The 17461-nt window shown below is 58.7% G+C and carries 11 protein-coding genes; 6 read left to right on the forward strand and 5 right to left on the reverse strand.

Annotated features, from left to right (window positions below):
- Positions 1 to 18: 18 nt before the first annotated feature.
- From tpiA to glpK, 3 genes are all read right to left on the reverse strand, one after another.
- Positions 19 to 813 (reverse strand): triose-phosphate isomerase, encoded by a 795-nt coding sequence (tpiA, locus tag AAF659_RS02670; RefSeq protein ID WP_349750146.1) that lies wholly within the window; start codon positions 811 to 813, stop codon positions 19 to 21.
- Positions 814 to 837: 24 nt separating this feature from the next.
- Complete coding sequence (gene eno / locus AAF659_RS02675) at positions 838 to 2139, reverse strand: phosphopyruvate hydratase (RefSeq protein WP_349750147.1); 1302 nt, start codon at positions 2137 to 2139, stop codon at positions 838 to 840.
- A gap of 238 nt (positions 2140 to 2377) precedes the next feature.
- Complete coding sequence (gene glpK / locus AAF659_RS02680; protein WP_349750148.1) at positions 2378 to 3850, reverse strand: glycerol kinase GlpK; 1473 nt, start codon at positions 3848 to 3850, stop codon at positions 2378 to 2380.
- 215 nt (positions 3851 to 4065) lie between these two features.
- Here glpK and AAF659_RS02685 point away from each other — a divergent pair, with 215 nt between their 5' ends.
- Positions 4066 to 4824, forward strand: a complete 759-nt coding sequence (locus AAF659_RS02685) for a DeoR/GlpR family transcriptional regulator (RefSeq protein ID WP_349750149.1) — start codon at positions 4066 to 4068, stop codon at positions 4822 to 4824.
- Positions 4825 to 4998: 174 nt separating this feature from the next.
- Complete coding sequence (gene glpD, locus AAF659_RS02690; protein WP_349750150.1) at positions 4999 to 6531, forward strand: glycerol-3-phosphate dehydrogenase; 1533 nt, start codon at positions 4999 to 5001, stop codon at positions 6529 to 6531.
- 173 nt (positions 6532 to 6704) lie between these two features.
- On the opposite strand, the gene AAF659_RS02695 is transcribed toward glpD, so the two are convergent.
- Positions 6705 to 7880, reverse strand: a complete 1176-nt coding sequence (locus AAF659_RS02695; protein ID WP_349750151.1) for a porin — start codon at positions 7878 to 7880, stop codon at positions 6705 to 6707.
- Positions 7881 to 8311: 431 nt separating this feature from the next.
- Here AAF659_RS02695 and pyk point away from each other — a divergent pair, with 431 nt between their 5' ends.
- From pyk to aceF, 3 genes are all read left to right on the forward strand, one after another.
- The gene (gene pyk, locus AAF659_RS02700) at positions 8312 to 9760 is read left to right on the forward strand and encodes a pyruvate kinase (protein WP_349750152.1); all 1449 of its coding nucleotides are present in this window, start codon (positions 8312 to 8314) and stop codon (positions 9758 to 9760) included.
- A gap of 70 nt (positions 9761 to 9830) precedes the next feature.
- Positions 9831 to 12497 carry a pyruvate dehydrogenase (acetyl-transferring), homodimeric type gene (gene aceE, locus AAF659_RS02705; RefSeq protein ID WP_349750153.1) on the forward strand — a complete coding sequence of 889 codons (2667 nt, stop codon included), beginning with the start codon at positions 9831 to 9833 and terminating at the stop codon, positions 12495 to 12497.
- 27 nt (positions 12498 to 12524) lie between these two features.
- Entirely contained in the window at positions 12525 to 14192 is a 1668-nt protein-coding gene (gene aceF, locus AAF659_RS02710) for a dihydrolipoyllysine-residue acetyltransferase (protein WP_349750154.1), read from the forward strand.
- A 44-nt stretch (positions 14193 to 14236) separates the two neighbouring features.
- On the opposite strand, the gene AAF659_RS02715 is transcribed toward aceF, so the two are convergent.
- Entirely contained in the window at positions 14237 to 15451 is a 1215-nt protein-coding gene (locus AAF659_RS02715) for an iron-containing alcohol dehydrogenase (RefSeq protein ID WP_349750155.1), read from the reverse strand.
- Positions 15452 to 15811: 360 nt separating this feature from the next.
- Here AAF659_RS02715 and AAF659_RS02720 point away from each other — a divergent pair, with 360 nt between their 5' ends.
- Positions 15812 to 17341 carry a methyl-accepting chemotaxis protein gene (locus tag AAF659_RS02720; protein ID WP_349750156.1) on the forward strand — a complete coding sequence of 510 codons (1530 nt, stop codon included), beginning with the start codon at positions 15812 to 15814 and terminating at the stop codon, positions 17339 to 17341.
- The last annotated feature ends 120 nt before the right edge of the window (positions 17342 to 17461 follow it).

Raw genomic sequence — 17461 nt, forward strand, 5'->3', positions numbered from 1 at the left:
ATGACTCCTTTGATTGTTTTATTCGCTGACGAGGGAACCTGCCGTCTCTGCCAGTGACTCAGAAATGTGGATGAATTCGCCTGCCTGTAACGAGGCGCCTCCAATCAGTCCCCCATCAACCCCGGTCAGATTGAAGATCTCTGCCGCATTGCTTGATTTGACGCTGCCCCCGTAAACGATGGGCAGTTGCTGACTGGGATCTTCGTTTTTCGAGGGGGCGTTGGAGGACAGGAAGGCACGGATCGACTGGTGGACGCTTTCAATCTGTGAAGCCTGTGCAACTTCTCCTGTGCCAATGGCCCAGACTGGCTCGTAAGCAACAATCGCCTCTTCGAAGCCTGCAAGACCGACCTGGTCAATAATGGCCTGCAGCTGTTGTTCAATGATCAGTCTGGTTTCTCCCGCCGCGCGTTCTTCGAGGGTTTCGCCAACGCAGAGAACTGGGGTCATCGCTGCGCTCTGTACGGCCTCAAACTTTGCGGCTACTGCGGCACTGGATTCTCTGTACTTAAGACGACGTTCGGAATGCCCGACCAGCACGTAACGGCATTTGAACTCGCTGAGCATGGAGGCGCTGACCTCCCCGGTGTGCGCTCCGGATGCGTATTCCGACACAGTCTGCGCACCCAGCATAAGGCCGGTACAGGCGAGCGCGTCGCACACCTGGAACAGATAGGGGGTTGGGGGGCAGACGGCGATATCAATATGTTTCTGGAGCTGTTGCAGCTTTGGAATAAGCCGGCTTAGCAGCTCCTGGTTGAGCTGCAGGTTACCGTTCATTTTCCAATTGCCGATCAGGAGTGGTTTTGTCATTGTATTTCTCCAGGCGTTATTCGGTCAGGTGCGCCATGTGGCAGCCATGGCCCGCGCGCCGGGATAGCTGGCGCGTGTGGCGATGTATTCCTCAATGCGTAGAAGGCGATTGTATTTTGCAACCCGATCGGATCTGCAGAGAGATCCGGTCTTGATCTGGCAGGCTCCCGTGGCAACGGCGAGGTCCGCGATGAACGTGTCCTCTGTCTCACCACTGCGATGTGAGATAACTGTCGTGTAGCCGGCGTTCTGGGCGGTCCGGATGGTATCGAACGTCTCGGTCAGCGTGCCGATCTGGTTGAATTTGATGAGCACCGAATTTGCGATGCCGCGCTCAATGCCCTTGGATACACGGGCAGGGTTGGTGACAAATACATCATCGCCAACCAATTGCATGTCCGCACCCATGCGATCCGTGAGCACCTTCCAGCCATCCCAGTCGTTCTCGTCCATGCCGTCTTCGATTGAAGCAATCGGGTAATTCGAGGCAAGGCCGGCGAGAAAGTCGGCAAACTGCCCGGAATCAAAATGTCTGTCTGCGCCCGGCAGATGGTAGACGCCGTTCCTGTAGAGCTCCGATGACGCGCAATCCAGCGCGAGAGTGATGTCTGAACCGGGACGATAGCCAGCTTTTTCAATCGCGCCCAGCATGAGCTCCAGGGCCTCTTCAGTGGATCGGAGATCTGGGGCGAAGCCACCCTCGTCGCCCACTGACGTGGAGAACCCCCTTGTCTGGAGCAATGCCTTGAGTGCGTGGAAGGTTTCCGCGCCCATCCGGAGTGCGTCGCTGTAACTGTACGCGCCAACGGGCTGGATCATGAATTCCTGGATATCCACATTATTGTCGGCATGAACGCCGCCATTGAGGATGTTCATCATGGGGACCGGAAGCAATGACGGCTCGCCATACCCATACTGCAGAGCCAGGTAACGGTACAACGGCTGCTTCTTGTCATTTGCGGCGGCATCAGCCGCGGCGAGCGATACTGCCAGTATAGCGTTTGCGCCCAGCTCGGCCTTATTGTCGGTGGCGTCGAGCTCACAGAGCTGCCTGTCAATCGCGGGCTGATCCTGAGCCTGTTGTCCGACCAAGGCCGGCGCGATGCGTTGGGTCACTGCTTCAACCGCGCCTCGAACGCCTTTGCCAAGATAGCGTTCTGGATTGTTGTCGCGCATCTCCAGCGCCTCCAGTGACCCGGTCGACGCGCCCGATGGCACCCGACCGCATCCCGTGGCGCCGCTATTGAGCAGGATGTCCACTTCCAGAGTCGGGAATCCTCGTGAATCAAGAATCTCCCGTGCCATGATTTTTTTTATTGGTCTCATAGCGGGGTCCTTTAAACGGGTAGTGGTGCGTTTTCATTCGCTATATCGTGTGTATTTTCGTTTAAGAAGTCTATAACGAAAATAAAAGAAAAAAAAGGCTTACCTTAGAACATTTGATAATTTGGAATCGAAACCTCACTCCGAGCGCGCATCGTAGTTTGGCGCAAAAGTGCCGTGAGCGGATTGAACCGGCGGAGCGACTGAGCGCCGCTCCATGGGGAAGGGTTGTGGGAGCGCGTCAGAGCTTTTGGACTGCGCGGAGCCAGCCGCCATAAAGGCGATCTCTTTTGTCTTTGGTCATAACCGGTTCGAATGTTCGGTCGCAATGCCACAGTTTCAACAGTTCTTCCAGCGAGCTGTACACGCCCGCTTGCAGTCCGGCGAGATAGGCGGCGCCAAGCGCCGTGGTTTCGATCATGGCGGGACGGTCAACGCGCGCACCAAGAATATCCGCCAGGAACTGCAGCACCCAGTTGTTGACGACCATGCCGCCGTCCACGCGCAGCGTGACTGGCCGGATGCCATCTTTTTCCATCGTTTTCTGGAGGTCTTTGGTTTGATAGCACACCGATTGCAGGCCGGCCGTCACGATTTCCTTGATGCCGGTATCCCGCGTCAGGCCCAGAATCGCCCCGCGGGCGTTCGGATCCCAGTGAGGTGCGCCAAGACCGGTAAACGCCGGCACCAGGTAGACGCCATGGTCCACCGGTGTGCCCTCGGCCAGGGGTTCCGTTTCGCAGGCATCCCTGATCAGTTGCAAGCCATCTCTCAGCCACTGAATGGTTGCGCCCGCGATGAAGATGCTGCCTTCGAGCGCGTAGGTTGGCTCACCATTGATGCGGTACGCCACTGTGGTCAGCAGGCGGTTCTGGGATTGCAGGGCCTCCTCCCCGGTGTTGAGCATCAGGAAGCACCCGGTGCCATAGGTACTTTTCGCCATACCCGGCTCGAAGCACGTCTGTCCGACCATTGCCGCCTGCTGATCACCTGCAACGCCCATGATCCGCGCGCCGTTTAGCGATTCGACGTCGGTGATGACCCCGAAATGGTCCGCGGAATCCATGACTTCGGGCAACAGAGTTTCGGGGATCCCGAACAGATCAAGGAGTTCGGGATCCCATTGCTGAGTATGGATATTGAACAGCATGGTCCTGCTGGCATTGGAGGCATCCGTGCGATGTTCCTGGCCGCCAGTCAGCCGCCAAAGCAGGAAAGTGTCAATCGTGCCGAAAGCAAGCTCGCCGCGCTCCGCTCGCTCGCGGGCGCCGCTCACGTTATCGAGGATCCAGGAGATCTTGGATGCTGAGAAATAAGGATCAAGGAGAAGCCCGGTTCTGTCAGCTACCCAGGGCTCGAGGTTGTCGGCTTTGAGTGATTCGCAGTAAGAGCTCGTTCTACGATCCTGCCAGACAATCGCGTTGTAGAGGCATTCGCCGGTCTCCCGATCCCAGACCACGGTGGTTTCGCGCTGGTTGGTAATGCCCACACCAACAACGCCATCGCATTGGATTTTTTCACCGACCATCAGGTCGTCAAGGGTGCTTGTCACGGTTTTCCAAATGGCCTCGGGGTCGTGCTCAACCCAACCGCTAGCCGGATAATACTGGGGGAATTCCTGCTGACGTGTCGCGACGATTTCGCCCTTGAGGTTGAACAGAATGGCCCGGGAGCTGGTGGTGCCCTGGTCGATGGAGAGTAGATACTGACTCATGATGTAGGCGCTCCGTTTGCGTTGTTGTTTGTTCGCATTTTTGCGTTTTTCAGGAAAAATGCCAATTCCTTTTTTCGAAAACGTACACCTTAATTACCGTCGAGTCATATAAGTGGCTGAAAAAGATCGCTGTCACCGGTAGACTGTCGTGAGCTGAGTGCCGAGCATAGGCGCCGTTAAGACAGAATCGAACATCAATGACAGAGGTGGTCTGAATGGCACAACGTCGCCGTCAGGAATTGATCATGGAGCTTATCCGTAAAAATGGGTTTGTAACCACGGAGCAGCTTGTGGATCATTTCAACGTGACACCGCAAACCATCCGCAGGGATCTTAATGAACTCGCGAAAAAGAATACCCTGAGGCGGCATCATGGTGGGGCGGGTATTGACTCGAGCACCGTTAATACGTCCTATCAGACGCGTAAAATCCTGGATCTGGAAGCCAAGGAGCGCATTGCGGAAGCGCTTGTCGAGCTCATTCCTGATAATTCATCAATCTTCATCAACATTGGGACCACGACTGAGACCATCGCCAAGGCGCTTCTCAGAAGAAACAACCTTCAGATCGTCACCAACAACCTGCATGTCGCCTCCATTCTCTCAGCAAGAGAGGATTGCCATGTCATCATCGCTGGTGGCGAGGTCCGTAACCGCGATGGGGGCATCGTGGGTGAGGCAACACGGGACTTTATCAACCAGTTCAAGATGGATTTCGGAATCATTGGCATCAGCGGCATCCACAGTGACGGTTCGCTGCTTGATTTCGATTACCGTGAGGTCCGCGTGGCCCAGGCAATCATCGAGAACTCGGCGCAGGTACTGCTGGCGGCGGACCATTCAAAGTTCGGTCGAAACGCGATGGTCCGACTCGGGAACGTAATGCAGGCCGACTACCTCTTTACGGATCAGGAGCCACCTGTCGAGCTTCGGCAGCTTCTTAATGAAAACGACGTTGATCTGCGCGTGGTGTGACACCCTGTCCTCCAGAATCCTTTAAATGGGATCGTGCTCAATGGGTTCGGATTTTTTCGTAATTTTCCTTTACGAATAAAAAAAGCTTTCGCATACTGCCGTATACCGTACCGGGAATCGGAAAGGGATCGTGACCCTCAGTGTCCCTTCGAACTGCGTCAGGAGAAAGCGAGAATGATCACAGACCATGAGAAGTTTGACGTTGTTGTCGTCGGCGGTGGCGTCAATGGGGCTGGCATTGCCATGGACGCAGCCGGCAGGGGCCTGCGTGTGCTGTTATGTGAAATGAATGACCTGGCATCCGCGACGTCATCGAACAGCAGCAAGCTGATCCATGGTGGGCTTAGGTATCTTGAACACTATGAATTCCGGCTTGTCAGGGAAGCGCTGGGAGAGCGGGAGTCACTGCTTCGCAATGCGCCGCACATCATGTGGCCATTACGCTTTCATCTTCCGCACCGCTCCCATCTGCGCCCAGCGTGGCTGATCCGGTCCGGATTGTTCCTTTACGATCATCTGGCCAAGCGCGAGATGCTGCCGGGGTCGCGCTCGATCAGGTTTGGGAGTTCAGATCCTCTGAAGCCCAACATTGTGAAGGGTTTTGAATACTCAGATGGGTGGGCCGACGACGCACGTCTCGTGGTATTGGCCGCCAAGAAAGCCGAGCAGCATGGTGCCAGAATCATGACTCGCACCAAATGCGTCCAGGCGGACCGAGGTGAGCAGGAGTGGCAGGTCACGTTGCGTGACCGGTGCAGCGACGACGAATGGGTGATCTCAAGCAAGGTGATCATTAATGCCGCTGGGCCATGGGTGAGCAGTCTTTTCGGCGATTCGCTGGGTATGAAGGCGCCGAAAACAATCCGAATGGTCAAAGGCAGCCATATCGTGGTGCCCCGTTTAAACAGGGACCAGGAAGCCTACATTCTCCAGAACGAAGACGAACGCATTGTATTCGTCATCCCCTATGAGGATGAATTCTCGCTGGTCGGCACGACCGACGTTGAGTACGAGGGTGATCCGAATAAGGCCAGGATCTCGGACGAAGAAATCGAGTACCTACTGGCGATCGTGAACGATCATTTCAAGCGCCAACTGAAGCCTGAAGAAGTCATCTGGTCCTACTCTGGCGTGCGGCCGTTGATGGACGACGAGGGAAGCGATGCCAAAAAGGCGTCCCGGGACTACAGTTTCGAGGTCAGCCAGGAAGAAGACAAGGCGCCGCTGATCTCGGTTTTCGGGGGCAAACTGACGACCTACAGAAAGCTCGCGGAGGCGGCAACCAACAAGCTGAGCGAGTTTTTCCCACATGCAGGGGCGGCTTGGACCAAGAATGCCAGCTTACCGGGCGGCGATTTCAGTGGGCATGAGGCGCTTGAGAAGCAGCTCCGCACGAATTTCCCCTGGCTGGATGAAGGGTTGGTCTGTCGTCTCGTGCGCACGTACGGCACCCTTTCCTACCCGGTACTGAGAGGCTGCGAAAAGATGGACGATCTGGGGCGCTGTTTCGGGGGGAACCTGTATGCCGCCGAAGTGGATTACCTGGTTGAGCATGAGTGGGCGATGACGGCGGAGGACATCCTCTGGCGCCGCACCAAGCAGGGTCTGTTTGCCTCAGAGCAGGATGCTGCCAGCCTTGAGCGGTACCTGGGTGATCGCCAAAGCGGGGGTATGGATGGCGTTGCAGCCCGTCACCGCAGCGCCTGAGTCCATTGACGGGTAAGACGTTCCTCCAAGCCTTTCAGTCAGCATCCTCCGAAGCACAATAGCCGTGGTTAGAATGTGGCGCGTTATGCTTGGGGCGCGCAAAAAAAACCCGCGACCGGGCCGCGGGCATTACAGGATGCCCCTTGCATGAAGGGGCGGATCAGTCAGATCGGTTAGAAGTTAAACTGAGAGCCGACAATCAGGGCCCGGTACTCACGCTGGGGCATGAGGGCGCCGCCACCTTCACCAACATAATCCTGAAGCTCAACCATGAGGGTCAACTGGTCCGTAACGCGATGACGGGAGAACACCATCGTCAGCTCGTTGGCGCCGCTGGCATTGTCTTCCTCACCCTCACCGTAACTGGCACCGAAGGTATGGATGCCGGCATCAAAGGTGCCCTCAGCGTACCACTGCTCGTACTCTTGATCGGGGGCGGTCGTGAAGATCACCGGGCTCGTATTCTCGCTGATGGAGTAGTTGGCACGGGCATTAAAGTTACCAGCGCTGAGCGAGCCCCCGAAATCGACGGTGTACATGGTCTCGCTGTCATTACCGCTCAAACCGGTGTCATCGACGTCCTGAAAGCCGCCACTGGTCCAGATGCCAACGTTATCGCCGGCATAGTCCAAACGATACTCAATACGGGGGGTCTCCTTGGTGCCTTCCTCGAGGTTGTTTGCGCCATCGTCGTCTTGGTTTGTCGTCCCGGCGAAGGCGCCGGTCCCGCTATCCGGGTCAATTGCTGCGACAGCGAACTGGACGCCGCCGGTTCGTGGCGAGAAATAAGCGACACGGGGCCGGAAGTCCGCGTACTTGTAGCCGGCGCCGATACGCCCGTTCGTGGCGAGGGAGTCGACACCCTGATCCGGCATTATACCCACACCCATGGCGCTTCCCGTGTCACCGATGGCCGGGGTACCCACCAGCCCGAAGCCTTGGCCAATGCTGACGGTACCGAAATCACCGTCTACGTTGATCTTAGCAACACGACTGCCAAACCCTTCGGTATTGTTTCCACCTTCACCCACGTGATTGTTGATCTGAAGGTGACCGGACACGTCGAGGCCGTTCTGGGTCGGCGCGGAAAACGAAAGGTTCAGGCTCGCTGGATTGAAGCCGGATCCCACCCCAATATTCGTTTCTCCACCGTCTTCATCTTCTCCAACCAAGAATACGGGAATATAACCGCCAGCGCCGAATGTCCAGCCGCTGTCGGTTTCGTAGGACAGCTCCGCCATCGCCGGAGACGCCATGCCACCGATCATCAGCGAGACTGCCGCGGCCAGCGTGGTTCTGCGAAATCCGCCGGTGGTTGATACGAGCGTTGTGTTGTTGTTTTCGAACATGGTGTTTTCCTGTTTTTGTTTGTGTCTGTTTCCGGCCGCCTCGTTGGGTCCCTGATGACAGGCTTACGATGCGATAACCGGTCATACCAAAACACGAAATGCCGAGCCGGTTGTTGGAGCCACTGACTCTTAAGCAGTTCGCATGGGAAAACCGTAGCTCTGAAACGAACAAATGAAAAGCCTTAATGGCGAAAATATCGACAAAATTTTCGGATTGTTTGCGTTCACGCTATGCAGGGTTTTTCAACAATCTGAAAAATATGCTGTTTTGTGGTTCGTGTTCGTTTTTTCGTTGACGAACATTCAGCCGGAGGATACCTTTGAGGGAGACTGTCCCGTGCACCGTGAATGTCTCTGCAGGGATTGCGATACTCGGCGGTAATGCCAGCGTCCTCCACGAGGCGATCCAATAGTAAAAAAGGAGCAGCTCAATGCTCAGACGCACAAAAATAGTCGCCACGCTCGGCCCATCCACCGACACGCCGGAGTCACTTGCGGCGATCATCGGAGCTGGTGTTGATGCGACACGCCTGAATTTCTCCCACGGGAGCGCGCAGGAACACATTGAGCGTGCGAACAGCGTGCGCGAAATCGCGGCCCAGCAGGGCCGTTTTGTCGCCCTCCTTGCGGATCTCCAGGGTCCCAAATTGCGTATTTCGAGATTCGTGGAACACAAGGTGGTCCTTACTGCCGGCCAGGAGTTCGTCCTGGACGCGGCCATGGCTAAGGAGTCTGGCACCGCTGAGCGCGTTGGAATCGATTATGAGCAGCTGATAGATGACGTCGCCCCGGGGGATGTGCTGGTCCTGGATGATGGCCGGATCGAGATGGAAGTGAACTCCGTGAGCGAACGGTGCATCAGGTCCCGGGTTCTGATCGGTGGTGTCCTGTCGGATAACAAGGGGCTCAATAAACGGGGTGGTGGCCTGTCCGCGGAAGCGCTTACCGCGAAGGACAGGGAGGACATTGTCACCGCCGCCCGGCTGGGGGCCGACTACGTTGCGGTGTCGTTTGTCCGTACGGCCGATGACATGCATCAGGCCCGCCGGTTACTCAGGGAGGCTGGTTCTGCAGCGGGCCTGGTTGCCAAGATCGAACGCGCCGAGCTTGCCCACGATAACGCGGCCCTGGATGCCGTGATTGAAGCCTCCGATGTGGTCATGGTGGCCCGCGGTGACCTGGCGGTAGAAATTGGCGATGCGGAACTGGTCGGCGTTCAGAAACATATCATTGAGCGCGCTCGGGTGCTGGATCGCAGTGTCATCACCGCGACACAGATGATGGAATCCATGATCACCGAGCCGATGCCGACCCGTGCCGAGGTCTCCGATGTGGCCAATGCGGTGATGGACTATACCGATGCCGTGATGCTCTCGGCAGAGACGGCCGTGGGTGACTACCCTGTGGAAGCGGTGCGGGCGATGGTACGGGTTTGTCTGGGCGCCGAAAAGCACCCGTCAATGCACCAGTCCCAACACCGTATCCATGAGAGCATGGAACACATCGACGACGCCATCGCGTTGTCCGCGATGTACGCGGCCAACCACCTCAGCGGTGTCGCGGCAATCATCTGTATGACCGAATCCGGGGCGACGCCATTACTGATGTCCCGGATCAAGTCGAGCCTCCCCATTTTCGCTTTCTCGCGTCACCACTCCACCCAGCACCGTGTCGTCCTGTTCCGGGGCGTCCATACTGTCCCCTTTGACAGCCTGAAAATTCCCAATGATCAGACAAATGCGCTTGCTGTCTCTGAGCTGGTGAGTCGCGGAATGGTTCAGGAAGGGGATCTGGTGGTAATGACCAAGGGTGACTACGTTAATGCCCAGGGTGGCACCAATACCATGAAGGTTGTCCGGGTGGGGGCTGAAATCCAGTGAGCTCAGCGTCCACCTCCACCCGCATCCCCGCATACCCAATCCCTGCCAAAAACACAGGAGCGCACGCCTCATGAGTCAGGATGATGATCCGGTTGAAACCCGGGAATGGCTCGATGCACTGGCATCGGTGATTCAGAACGAGGGCGTTGAGCGCGCCGAGTACCTGCTGGGTAAACTCTCGGACAAGGCAAGCCGCGCCGGCACGCTCATGCCCCATGCCATGACCACCCCCTTTCGAAACAGCATCCAGCCCTCGGATGAGAAACGCATGCCGGGCGACATGTTCATGGAGCGGCGCATCCGCTCGCTGATCCGGTGGAATGCGCTCGCCATGGTCATGCGCGCCAATATGAAGCCGGATGACCTGGGTGGTCATATCTCCACCTTTTCCTCTGCCGCCACCCTCTATGATGTGGGTTTCAACTATTTCTTCCACGGTGGCGATGAGAGCCGCGAGTCGGATCTGGTGTATTTCCAGGGGCATGCCGCGCCGGGCATCTACGCGCGCTCGTTCCTGGAAGGACGGCTGAGTGAAGAGCAGCTGGATCATTACCGCCAGGACACTCTAGAAAACGGCATCTCATCCTACCCCCATCCCTGGTTGATGCCGGATTACTGGCAGTTCCCAACAGTCTCGATGGGTCTGGGCCCGCTGCAGGCTATCTATCAGGCCCACATCATGAAATACCTGGATAACCGGGAGTTGGTCGATAAAGACAAACGCAAGGTTTGGTGTTTCGTCGGTGATGGTGAGTGTGACGAACCCGAGACGCTCGGCGCGATTGGTCTTGCCGGGCGCGAGAATCTGGATAACCTCATCTTTGTGGTTAACTGCAACCTGCAGCGCCTTGACGGTCCAGTGCGTGGCAACGGCAAGATCATCCAGGAGCTGGAAGGGATCTTCCGGGGTGCTGGCTGGAATGTGCTTAAGGTGGTCTGGGGCCGCCACTGGGATGCCATCCTCGAAAAGGACACTGACGGGGTGCTTCAGGAGGCGCTGGATGCCACCTGCGACGGTGAGCTCCAGAATTACCTCAGCCAGGGGCCGGCCTATACCCGCAAGCATTTTTTTGGACAGAGTGCTGAACTCGCGGAATTCGCGAAAGACCTCACCGACGAGGACATTCTCCAGCTCAACCGTGGTGGGCACGATCCCTATAAGGTCTACGCGGCCTATCATGAGGCGGTGCACCATAAAGGGCAGCCCACCGTCATTCTCGCGCACACCATCAAGGGGTATGGCTTCGGCGATGGCGCGGAAGCGCAGAACATTGCCCATCAGGTCAAAAAGCTGGACAAGGATTCGGTCAAGGCATTCCGGGACCGCTTTGCGGTGCCGATCAACGATGATGAACTCGATCAGCTGCCCTACTACAGGCCCGCGGAGGGCAGCCCCGAGAACCAGTATCTGCAGAAGCGTCGACGTGAGCTCGGGGGCTATCTGCCGCGGCGCCGTCGTGATTCGACGCCGTTGAAGATTCCTGAGCTCAAAACCTTCGACAAGCTGCTGGAAGGCACCGGTGACCGTGAGATGTCCACAACCATGGCCTTTGTCCGCATGCTCACCACGCTGCTCAAGGATAAGCAGGTGGGTAAGCGGGTGGTGCCGATTGTTCCGGATGAGGCGCGTACCTTCGGTATTGAGGGGCTGTTCCGCCAGACCGGCATCTACACGTCCGAAGGGCAGCAATACACGCCCGAGGACAGGGATCAGATCATGTACTACCGGGAGGACAGGAAAGGGCAGATCCTGCAGGAGGGGATTAATGAAGCCGGTGCCATGTGCGCCTGGATTGGTGCGGCGACCGCCTACAGTCATCACGATTACCCGCTCATTCCCTTCTATATCTTCTACTCCATGTTCGGTTACCAGCGGGTGGGCGATCTGTGCTGGGCTGCTGGTGATATGCGCGCCCGGGGCTTCCTTCTGGGCGGAACGTCCGGGCGCACGACCCTCAATGGCGAGGGGCTGCAGCATCAGGACGGTCATGGGCTGATCCTGCACAATGTGGTGCCCAACTGCCTGACCTATGATCCGACGTTCGGCTATGAAGTCGCGGTGATCATCCGGGAAGGGATGCGGCGGATGTATCAGGAAAACGAGAGCATCTACTACTACATCACGCTGCTTAACGAGAACTATCAGCACCCGGCGATGCCCAAGGGGGTGGAAGAGGGCATCATCCGGGGTCTCTACCAGCTGGATAGCTTGGATGTGGCCGAAGAGGCTGAGAACGCGACACCCCGGGTCCAGCTTCTGGGCAGCGGCGCCATCCTCAATGAAGTGAGGGCCGCAGCGCAGATGCTGAAGGAGGAATTCAAGGTGGGCTCCGATGTGTGGAGCGTAACCAGCTTTGGTGAGCTGGCCCGCGATGGCCAGCATGTGGCGCGCTGGAACCGCCTCCATCCGGACAAGACAAACCGGACCTCCTGGGTGCACGACCAGCTCAGGGATCAGACAGGGCCGGTGATCGCCTCCACGGATTACATCCGGCTGCAGTCCGAGCAGATCCGTGCCTTTGTGCCAGCCCCTTACCACGTTCTGGGCACCGATGGCTTTGGGCGCTCCGACACCCGCTGGAATCTGCGAGCGTTCTTTGAGGTTGATCGCTACTACGTGGTGGTGGCTGCTTTGAGCGCTCTGGCCGAGGAAGGCGCTGTGGAACGCGATACAGTCATCGAGGCTATGAACCAGTACGGCATCGACCGCGACAAACCCAACCCGGTGTCCAGCTGATCCGGTGACGGAAGGAGAAACGGCATCATGAGTGAACAGGCGATACGGGTTCCCGAACTCGGCGGCGCGGATTCGGTTGAGATCGTCGGGGTCCTGGTCAATGTGGGCGATTCGGTCAACGCCGAAGACCCCCTGCTGGAGCTGGAATCCGATAAGGCCACCGTGGAACTGCCTGCGCCGGCAGACGGAACGGTGACCCGGCTGGATGTAAAGGAAGGCGATTCCCTCAAGGAAGGGGATCTTGTGGGCATGATGGAAACCGCCGAGATCGGTGCCTCAGGCGACAGCGACCAGTCCGAAGGCGAGGAGGGATCTATAGGAGCAAGTCCCGCTCGCGATGAGGAACAGACCTCCGATGACGCATCCGACGAAACGGAGGCCCCGCAGGACGACGCTCCCTCCGGCGGCGAACAGCCAATCCACGTCCCCGAACTCGGCGGCGCTGAGTCGGTCGAGATTGTCGGAGTCCTTGTCAGCGTCGGCGACTCGGTGAACGCCGAGGACCCGCTGTTGGAACTGGAGTCCGACAAGGCCACCGTCGAAATGCCGTCTCCCGCCACCGGCACAATCACGCGCCTCGACGTCAAGCAGGGGGATGCCCTCAAGGAAGGCGATGTTGTCGGAGCGCTGGAGGTTGCAGGCAGTGGCGCCCAGGACTCCGGTGATGACAGGCAGCCAGAGACAGAGCAGAAAACGCCCGCGGCGGAAGCGAGCCCGGGTCGCGATGATCACAGCGGGAAACAGCAGCAACCCGTCGATATCCCTGACTCAGACCAGACCCCGCAAACCCTGGTCCACGCCGGACCGGCGGTGCGCAAGATCGCCCGGGAATTCGGGGTGGAACTTACACAGGTTCGTGGCAGCGGGCCCAAGGGGCGCATCCTCAAGGAAGACGTGCAGGACTGGGTCAAACGCCAGCTTGAAAGTGGCGGTACCCAGGCATCTGCCGGCGGTGGTACCGGCATTCCCGGTGTGGAGCTGCCGGACTTCAGCCAGTTCGGCGAGATCGAGCGCCGGCCCATGAACAGGATCCAGAAACTCACCGCCCAGGGGATGCAGCGCAGCTGGCTCAACGTTCCGCACGTGACCCAGTTCGAGGATGCCGACATCACGGACCTGGAGGCCTTCCGCCAGGCCCGCAAGGCGGAGGGGGAGAGCCGGGGTGTGAAGCTCACCTTCGTACCCTTCCTGCTCAAGGCCTGCGCCTACGCCCTGCGCCGGTACCCGCAGTTCAACGTGTCGCTGGACATGGCGAACGAGGCCTTCATCCAGAAACACTACTGCCACATCGGCGTGGCCGTGGACACCCCGAAGGGTCTGGTGGTGCCGGTTGTGCGGGATGTGGACAGCAAGAGCATCTGGCAGTTGGCCGAGGAACTCCAGACCCTGGCCGGCAAGGCGCGTGACGGCAAACTCACCAATGACGACATGAGCGGCGCCTGCTTCACCCTCACCAGCCTGGGCGGCATAGGCGGTACGGCATTCACGCCCATTGTGAACACACCGGAAGTGGCCATTCTGGGCGTCTCGAAAGCCAGCACCCAACCGGTCTGGGACGGCGAGCAGTTCCAGCCCCGGTTAATGGCGCCTCTGTCGCTCTCCTATGACCACAGGGCCATCAACGGTGCGGACGCGGCACGCTTCACCACGCTGCTCAGCCGCCTGCTGGGGGATCTGCGGGAACTGGTGATGTAAGTGCCTCGCAGGTTGCCGGTTTCAGATCCTGAAACCGGCAACCGCTAGAGCCGACACGCCAGAACACCCGCCAGCTCGTCATCGGTCAGTTCAAGCGGATTGGTTTTCATGCTGCTGCCCCGGGCCCCGGCACAGACTCTGGGGATGTCCTCTCCCGTCATTCCATAGGCGCCGAGGCGGGGCAGATCCAGCTCCCGGACCCAGGCCCGCAGGCATTCAATCAGGGCTTCACCCGCCTCCGCATCGTTCAGGGTCGACTGGCCTGTCATCAGGCGTCCGACACGGGCGTATTTGGGGAGTGCCGTGGAATCCGGATTCCGCGCTCTGAGGGCATGGATGTTGGTGGCGGTCGCTTCTGCCAGCAGGGTGCCGCACACAACGCCGTGGGGCATCGGGAAGAAAGCGCCCAGGGGTGACGCAAAGCCGTGGACCGAGCCGAGTCCCGCCTGGGCCAGCGTGACGCCGGACATCAGGGAGGCGTAGGCGAGTTGCGTATAGCCCGATGACGCGTTTGTGTGGTCGCCTTCCCACGCGGCCCAGAAGCCTGCTTTGAAGGCCTCCATTCCAGACCAGGCCAGGGCGTCGGTTACCGGGTTGGCCCGGGTTGAGACATAGGATTCGAGCAGCTGCGTCAATGCATCCATGCCGTTGGCGGCGATCTGGGATCTGGGGCATGAAGCCAGCAGATCGGGGTCGACCAGGGCAACCCGGGCGACAAGCTGGTTGTCGCGGAATGACTTTTTGAACCCAGCGTCGCCCTGTACGCTCAGGACCGCGTTTCGCGTGGCTTCGCTGCCGGTGCCGGCGGTTGTCGGTACGGCGATCAGGGGAACGCTTGGGCCAGTGTAAGGCAGGTTGTTGCCGACACCCTCCAGGTGGTCCATGACGGAGGTGCCGGTGCGCAATAAGCCGGCAATGGCCTTGGCGGCATCCAGGACACTGCCACCGCCAATGCCCACAACGACATCAATGCCGGATTGTCGATGCTGTGCCACCGACGCGTCCACAAGCTGGGGTGAAGGCTCACCATCCACCTGCACCCAGTCCCAGGTGATGCCCAGTGCCCCAAGCCCGGTCTTCAATACCGACCACGACGAGGTGCTGATGAACGCGTTCTGGCCGGTCACTATGAGCGCGTGTTGACCCCTCTGCTGAATGATCTGCGGCAGCTGCCTGATCTGCCCCTGGCCAAACTGGATTTCGGGCAGGGCAGCCACCTGGAATGGCGATAGGGTAGGGGTCTCGGATACCAGTGACATCTGTACTCCCGGGGCAGAGGCGAGTGATTGAAAGAGCGGCCAGTATAACCTGGATCGGTCGCCCAGGTCTGGTCCGGTTGCCGCCCCTATGAAGCTCGACTACACTTGGATCACTTGCCTTCCGATGGCTGGTTTGCGTCTACCCGTGTTTGTGGGAGACGGCAATCCATGGCTATCAGAACCCGGACGCAGCCGGGTTCGGGCGCAGGGTCATCAGAGCCACGCGCCCGGGGTAGGGATTGTTTCGGGACCTACTGACACAGCAGAAACACCCGGGTTGGCGGTGCGGCGGTTGTCGATTCTGAAAAAGGGTCGGGCTGCACGGCGTCACGCGGGTCGTGTTTCAGCAGGGATCCCGTTATGAGATTGACCAACCGTATCAGCTTTCGATTCATTACCGTGACCGGTGCCATTCTGGTACTGCTATTGACGGTATTCGCCTACAACAATCATCAGGCCAATGCCGAGGCCCTGAATCAACAGATGGCCAACCAGGTTGATGCCACGGTGTTCCGTCTTGAACAAAGCCTTCCCGCTACCCTTTGGAATTTCAAAGCCAGTCAGAGCCTGCTGATTGCCGATGCCGAGCTGGCGGCAGAGGCCATTGAGGCCATTTTCGTGTACAGAACGGATGGCAATGAGCTGATCCTGGGGCGCCAGACTGACGCGGAAAAGGAGCTGGGCACCGGTGAGGCTGACCGAAGTGCCTTTCCCGAAGAGCCGGACCGTCTGGTTGAGTTGGAGTGGAGCGACTCAGTGATTGGCGAAGCGCATCTGTTCCTGGATGACTCGTCGGTCCAGCAGGCTATGACCGATGCACTGAGACAGAACGTGATCCAGAACGTCCTGCTGGTGGTCGTCATCATGGCTGCCATCGCGCTCTTACTGCATGTTCTGGTCAGCCGTCCCATCAAGGCGGTGTCCCTGGCCCTGGCGGATATCGCGAGTGGCGATGGCGACCTTACCCAGGAAATCCACATCCGTCGGCAGGACGAAATCGGCGCGCTGGCCCGGAACTTCAATCTGTTCATTGGAACCATCCGCCAGCTGGTCCAGGAAGTCGTGGCCTCGGTGGAACGGATGGGTGACGCGATTACCGACAACCAGGCGATCACGCGGCGTACCAGCGAAGGCGCGCGTGCACAGCGTGAAGAAACCGACCAGGTCGCGGCGGCCATGCAGGAAATGACCAGCACGACCGAGGAGGTGTCCAGAAGTGCGAACAGTGCCTCGGCGTCGGCCGACAGTGCCCATGGAGACGGCGAGCAGGCCCGGGAAATCGTGCGTGACGCCATCTCCGCGATCGTGTCACTGGCGGACGACATTGAAGAAAGCGCCGGAGCCGTGCGCTCGCTGGAAGGCGATGTGGCGAACATTTCCACGGTATTGGATGTTATTCGCAGTATTGCGGAACAGACCAATCTGCTGGCGCTCAATGCGGCTATTGAGGCAGCTCGCGCCGGTGAGCAGGGACGCGGTTTTGCCGTAGTGGCCGACGAAGTGCGTACACTCGCCAGCCGGACACAGAGCAGCACGGAAGAGATCCACACCATGATCGAGCAACTGCAGAGTGGCGCTGGTAACGCCGTCCGGTCGATGACGGGCAGTCAGGAACGGGGCGTTAAGACGGTGGAGCAGGCGCGTGAGGTGGAGAAATCCCTTGAGAATGTGGCGGACGCTGTTGCCCAGATCAATGAGATGAATACTCAAATTGCCAGCGCCGCGTCCCAGCAGACCTCTGTCGCCAGCGAGGTCAGTGGCAGCCTGACGCGTATCGTCGAAATTGCGGACAGCGCTGAGAACGAGGCAAGGGAGGCAGAGCGGAACAGTGAGGGTCTGGGTGAGCTGGCCGCGGAACTGCGTCGCGTTGTGGGCATTTTCAAGGTTTAAGGATGGAAAACCACCCCAGGGGGTGGCTGCCATACTGAAACACTCCCGCCATCTTGCGGTACCACATAATATGGTGATGCCTCGGGGGATTTGATGATCCGGGCAAGGCTTTGGCTCGCC

This window comes from Salicola sp. Rm-C-2C1-2 (assembly GCF_040196175.1).
Classification (GTDB): Bacteria; Pseudomonadota; Gammaproteobacteria; order Pseudomonadales; family Oleiphilaceae; genus Halospina.

Excerpts from the sequence above, each read along its gene's own strand:
- tpiA (WP_349750146.1), bottom strand. The coding sequence starts at position 813 with ATGACAAAACCACTCCTGATCGGCAATTGGAAAATGAACGGTAACCTG.
- eno (WP_349750147.1), bottom strand. The coding sequence starts at position 2,139 with ATGAGACCAATAAAAAAAATCATGGCACGGGAGATTCTTGATTCACGA.
- glpK (WP_349750148.1), bottom strand. The coding sequence starts at position 3,850 with ATGAGTCAGTATCTACTCTCCATCGACCAGGGCACCACCAGCTCCCGG.
- AAF659_RS02685 (WP_349750149.1), top strand. The coding sequence starts at position 4,066 with ATGGCACAACGTCGCCGTCAGGAATTGATCATGGAGCTTATCCGTAAA.
- glpD (WP_349750150.1), top strand. The coding sequence starts at position 4,999 with ATGATCACAGACCATGAGAAGTTTGACGTTGTTGTCGTCGGCGGTGGC.
- AAF659_RS02695 (WP_349750151.1), bottom strand. The coding sequence starts at position 7,880 with ATGTTCGAAAACAACAACACAACGCTCGTATCAACCACCGGCGGATTT.
- pyk (WP_349750152.1), top strand. The coding sequence starts at position 8,312 with ATGCTCAGACGCACAAAAATAGTCGCCACGCTCGGCCCATCCACCGAC.
- aceE (WP_349750153.1), top strand. The coding sequence starts at position 9,831 with ATGAGTCAGGATGATGATCCGGTTGAAACCCGGGAATGGCTCGATGCA.
- aceF (WP_349750154.1), top strand. The coding sequence starts at position 12,525 with ATGAGTGAACAGGCGATACGGGTTCCCGAACTCGGCGGCGCGGATTCG.
- AAF659_RS02715 (WP_349750155.1), bottom strand. The coding sequence starts at position 15,451 with ATGTCACTGGTATCCGAGACCCCTACCCTATCGCCATTCCAGGTGGCT.
- AAF659_RS02720 (WP_349750156.1), top strand. The coding sequence starts at position 15,812 with ATGAGATTGACCAACCGTATCAGCTTTCGATTCATTACCGTGACCGGT.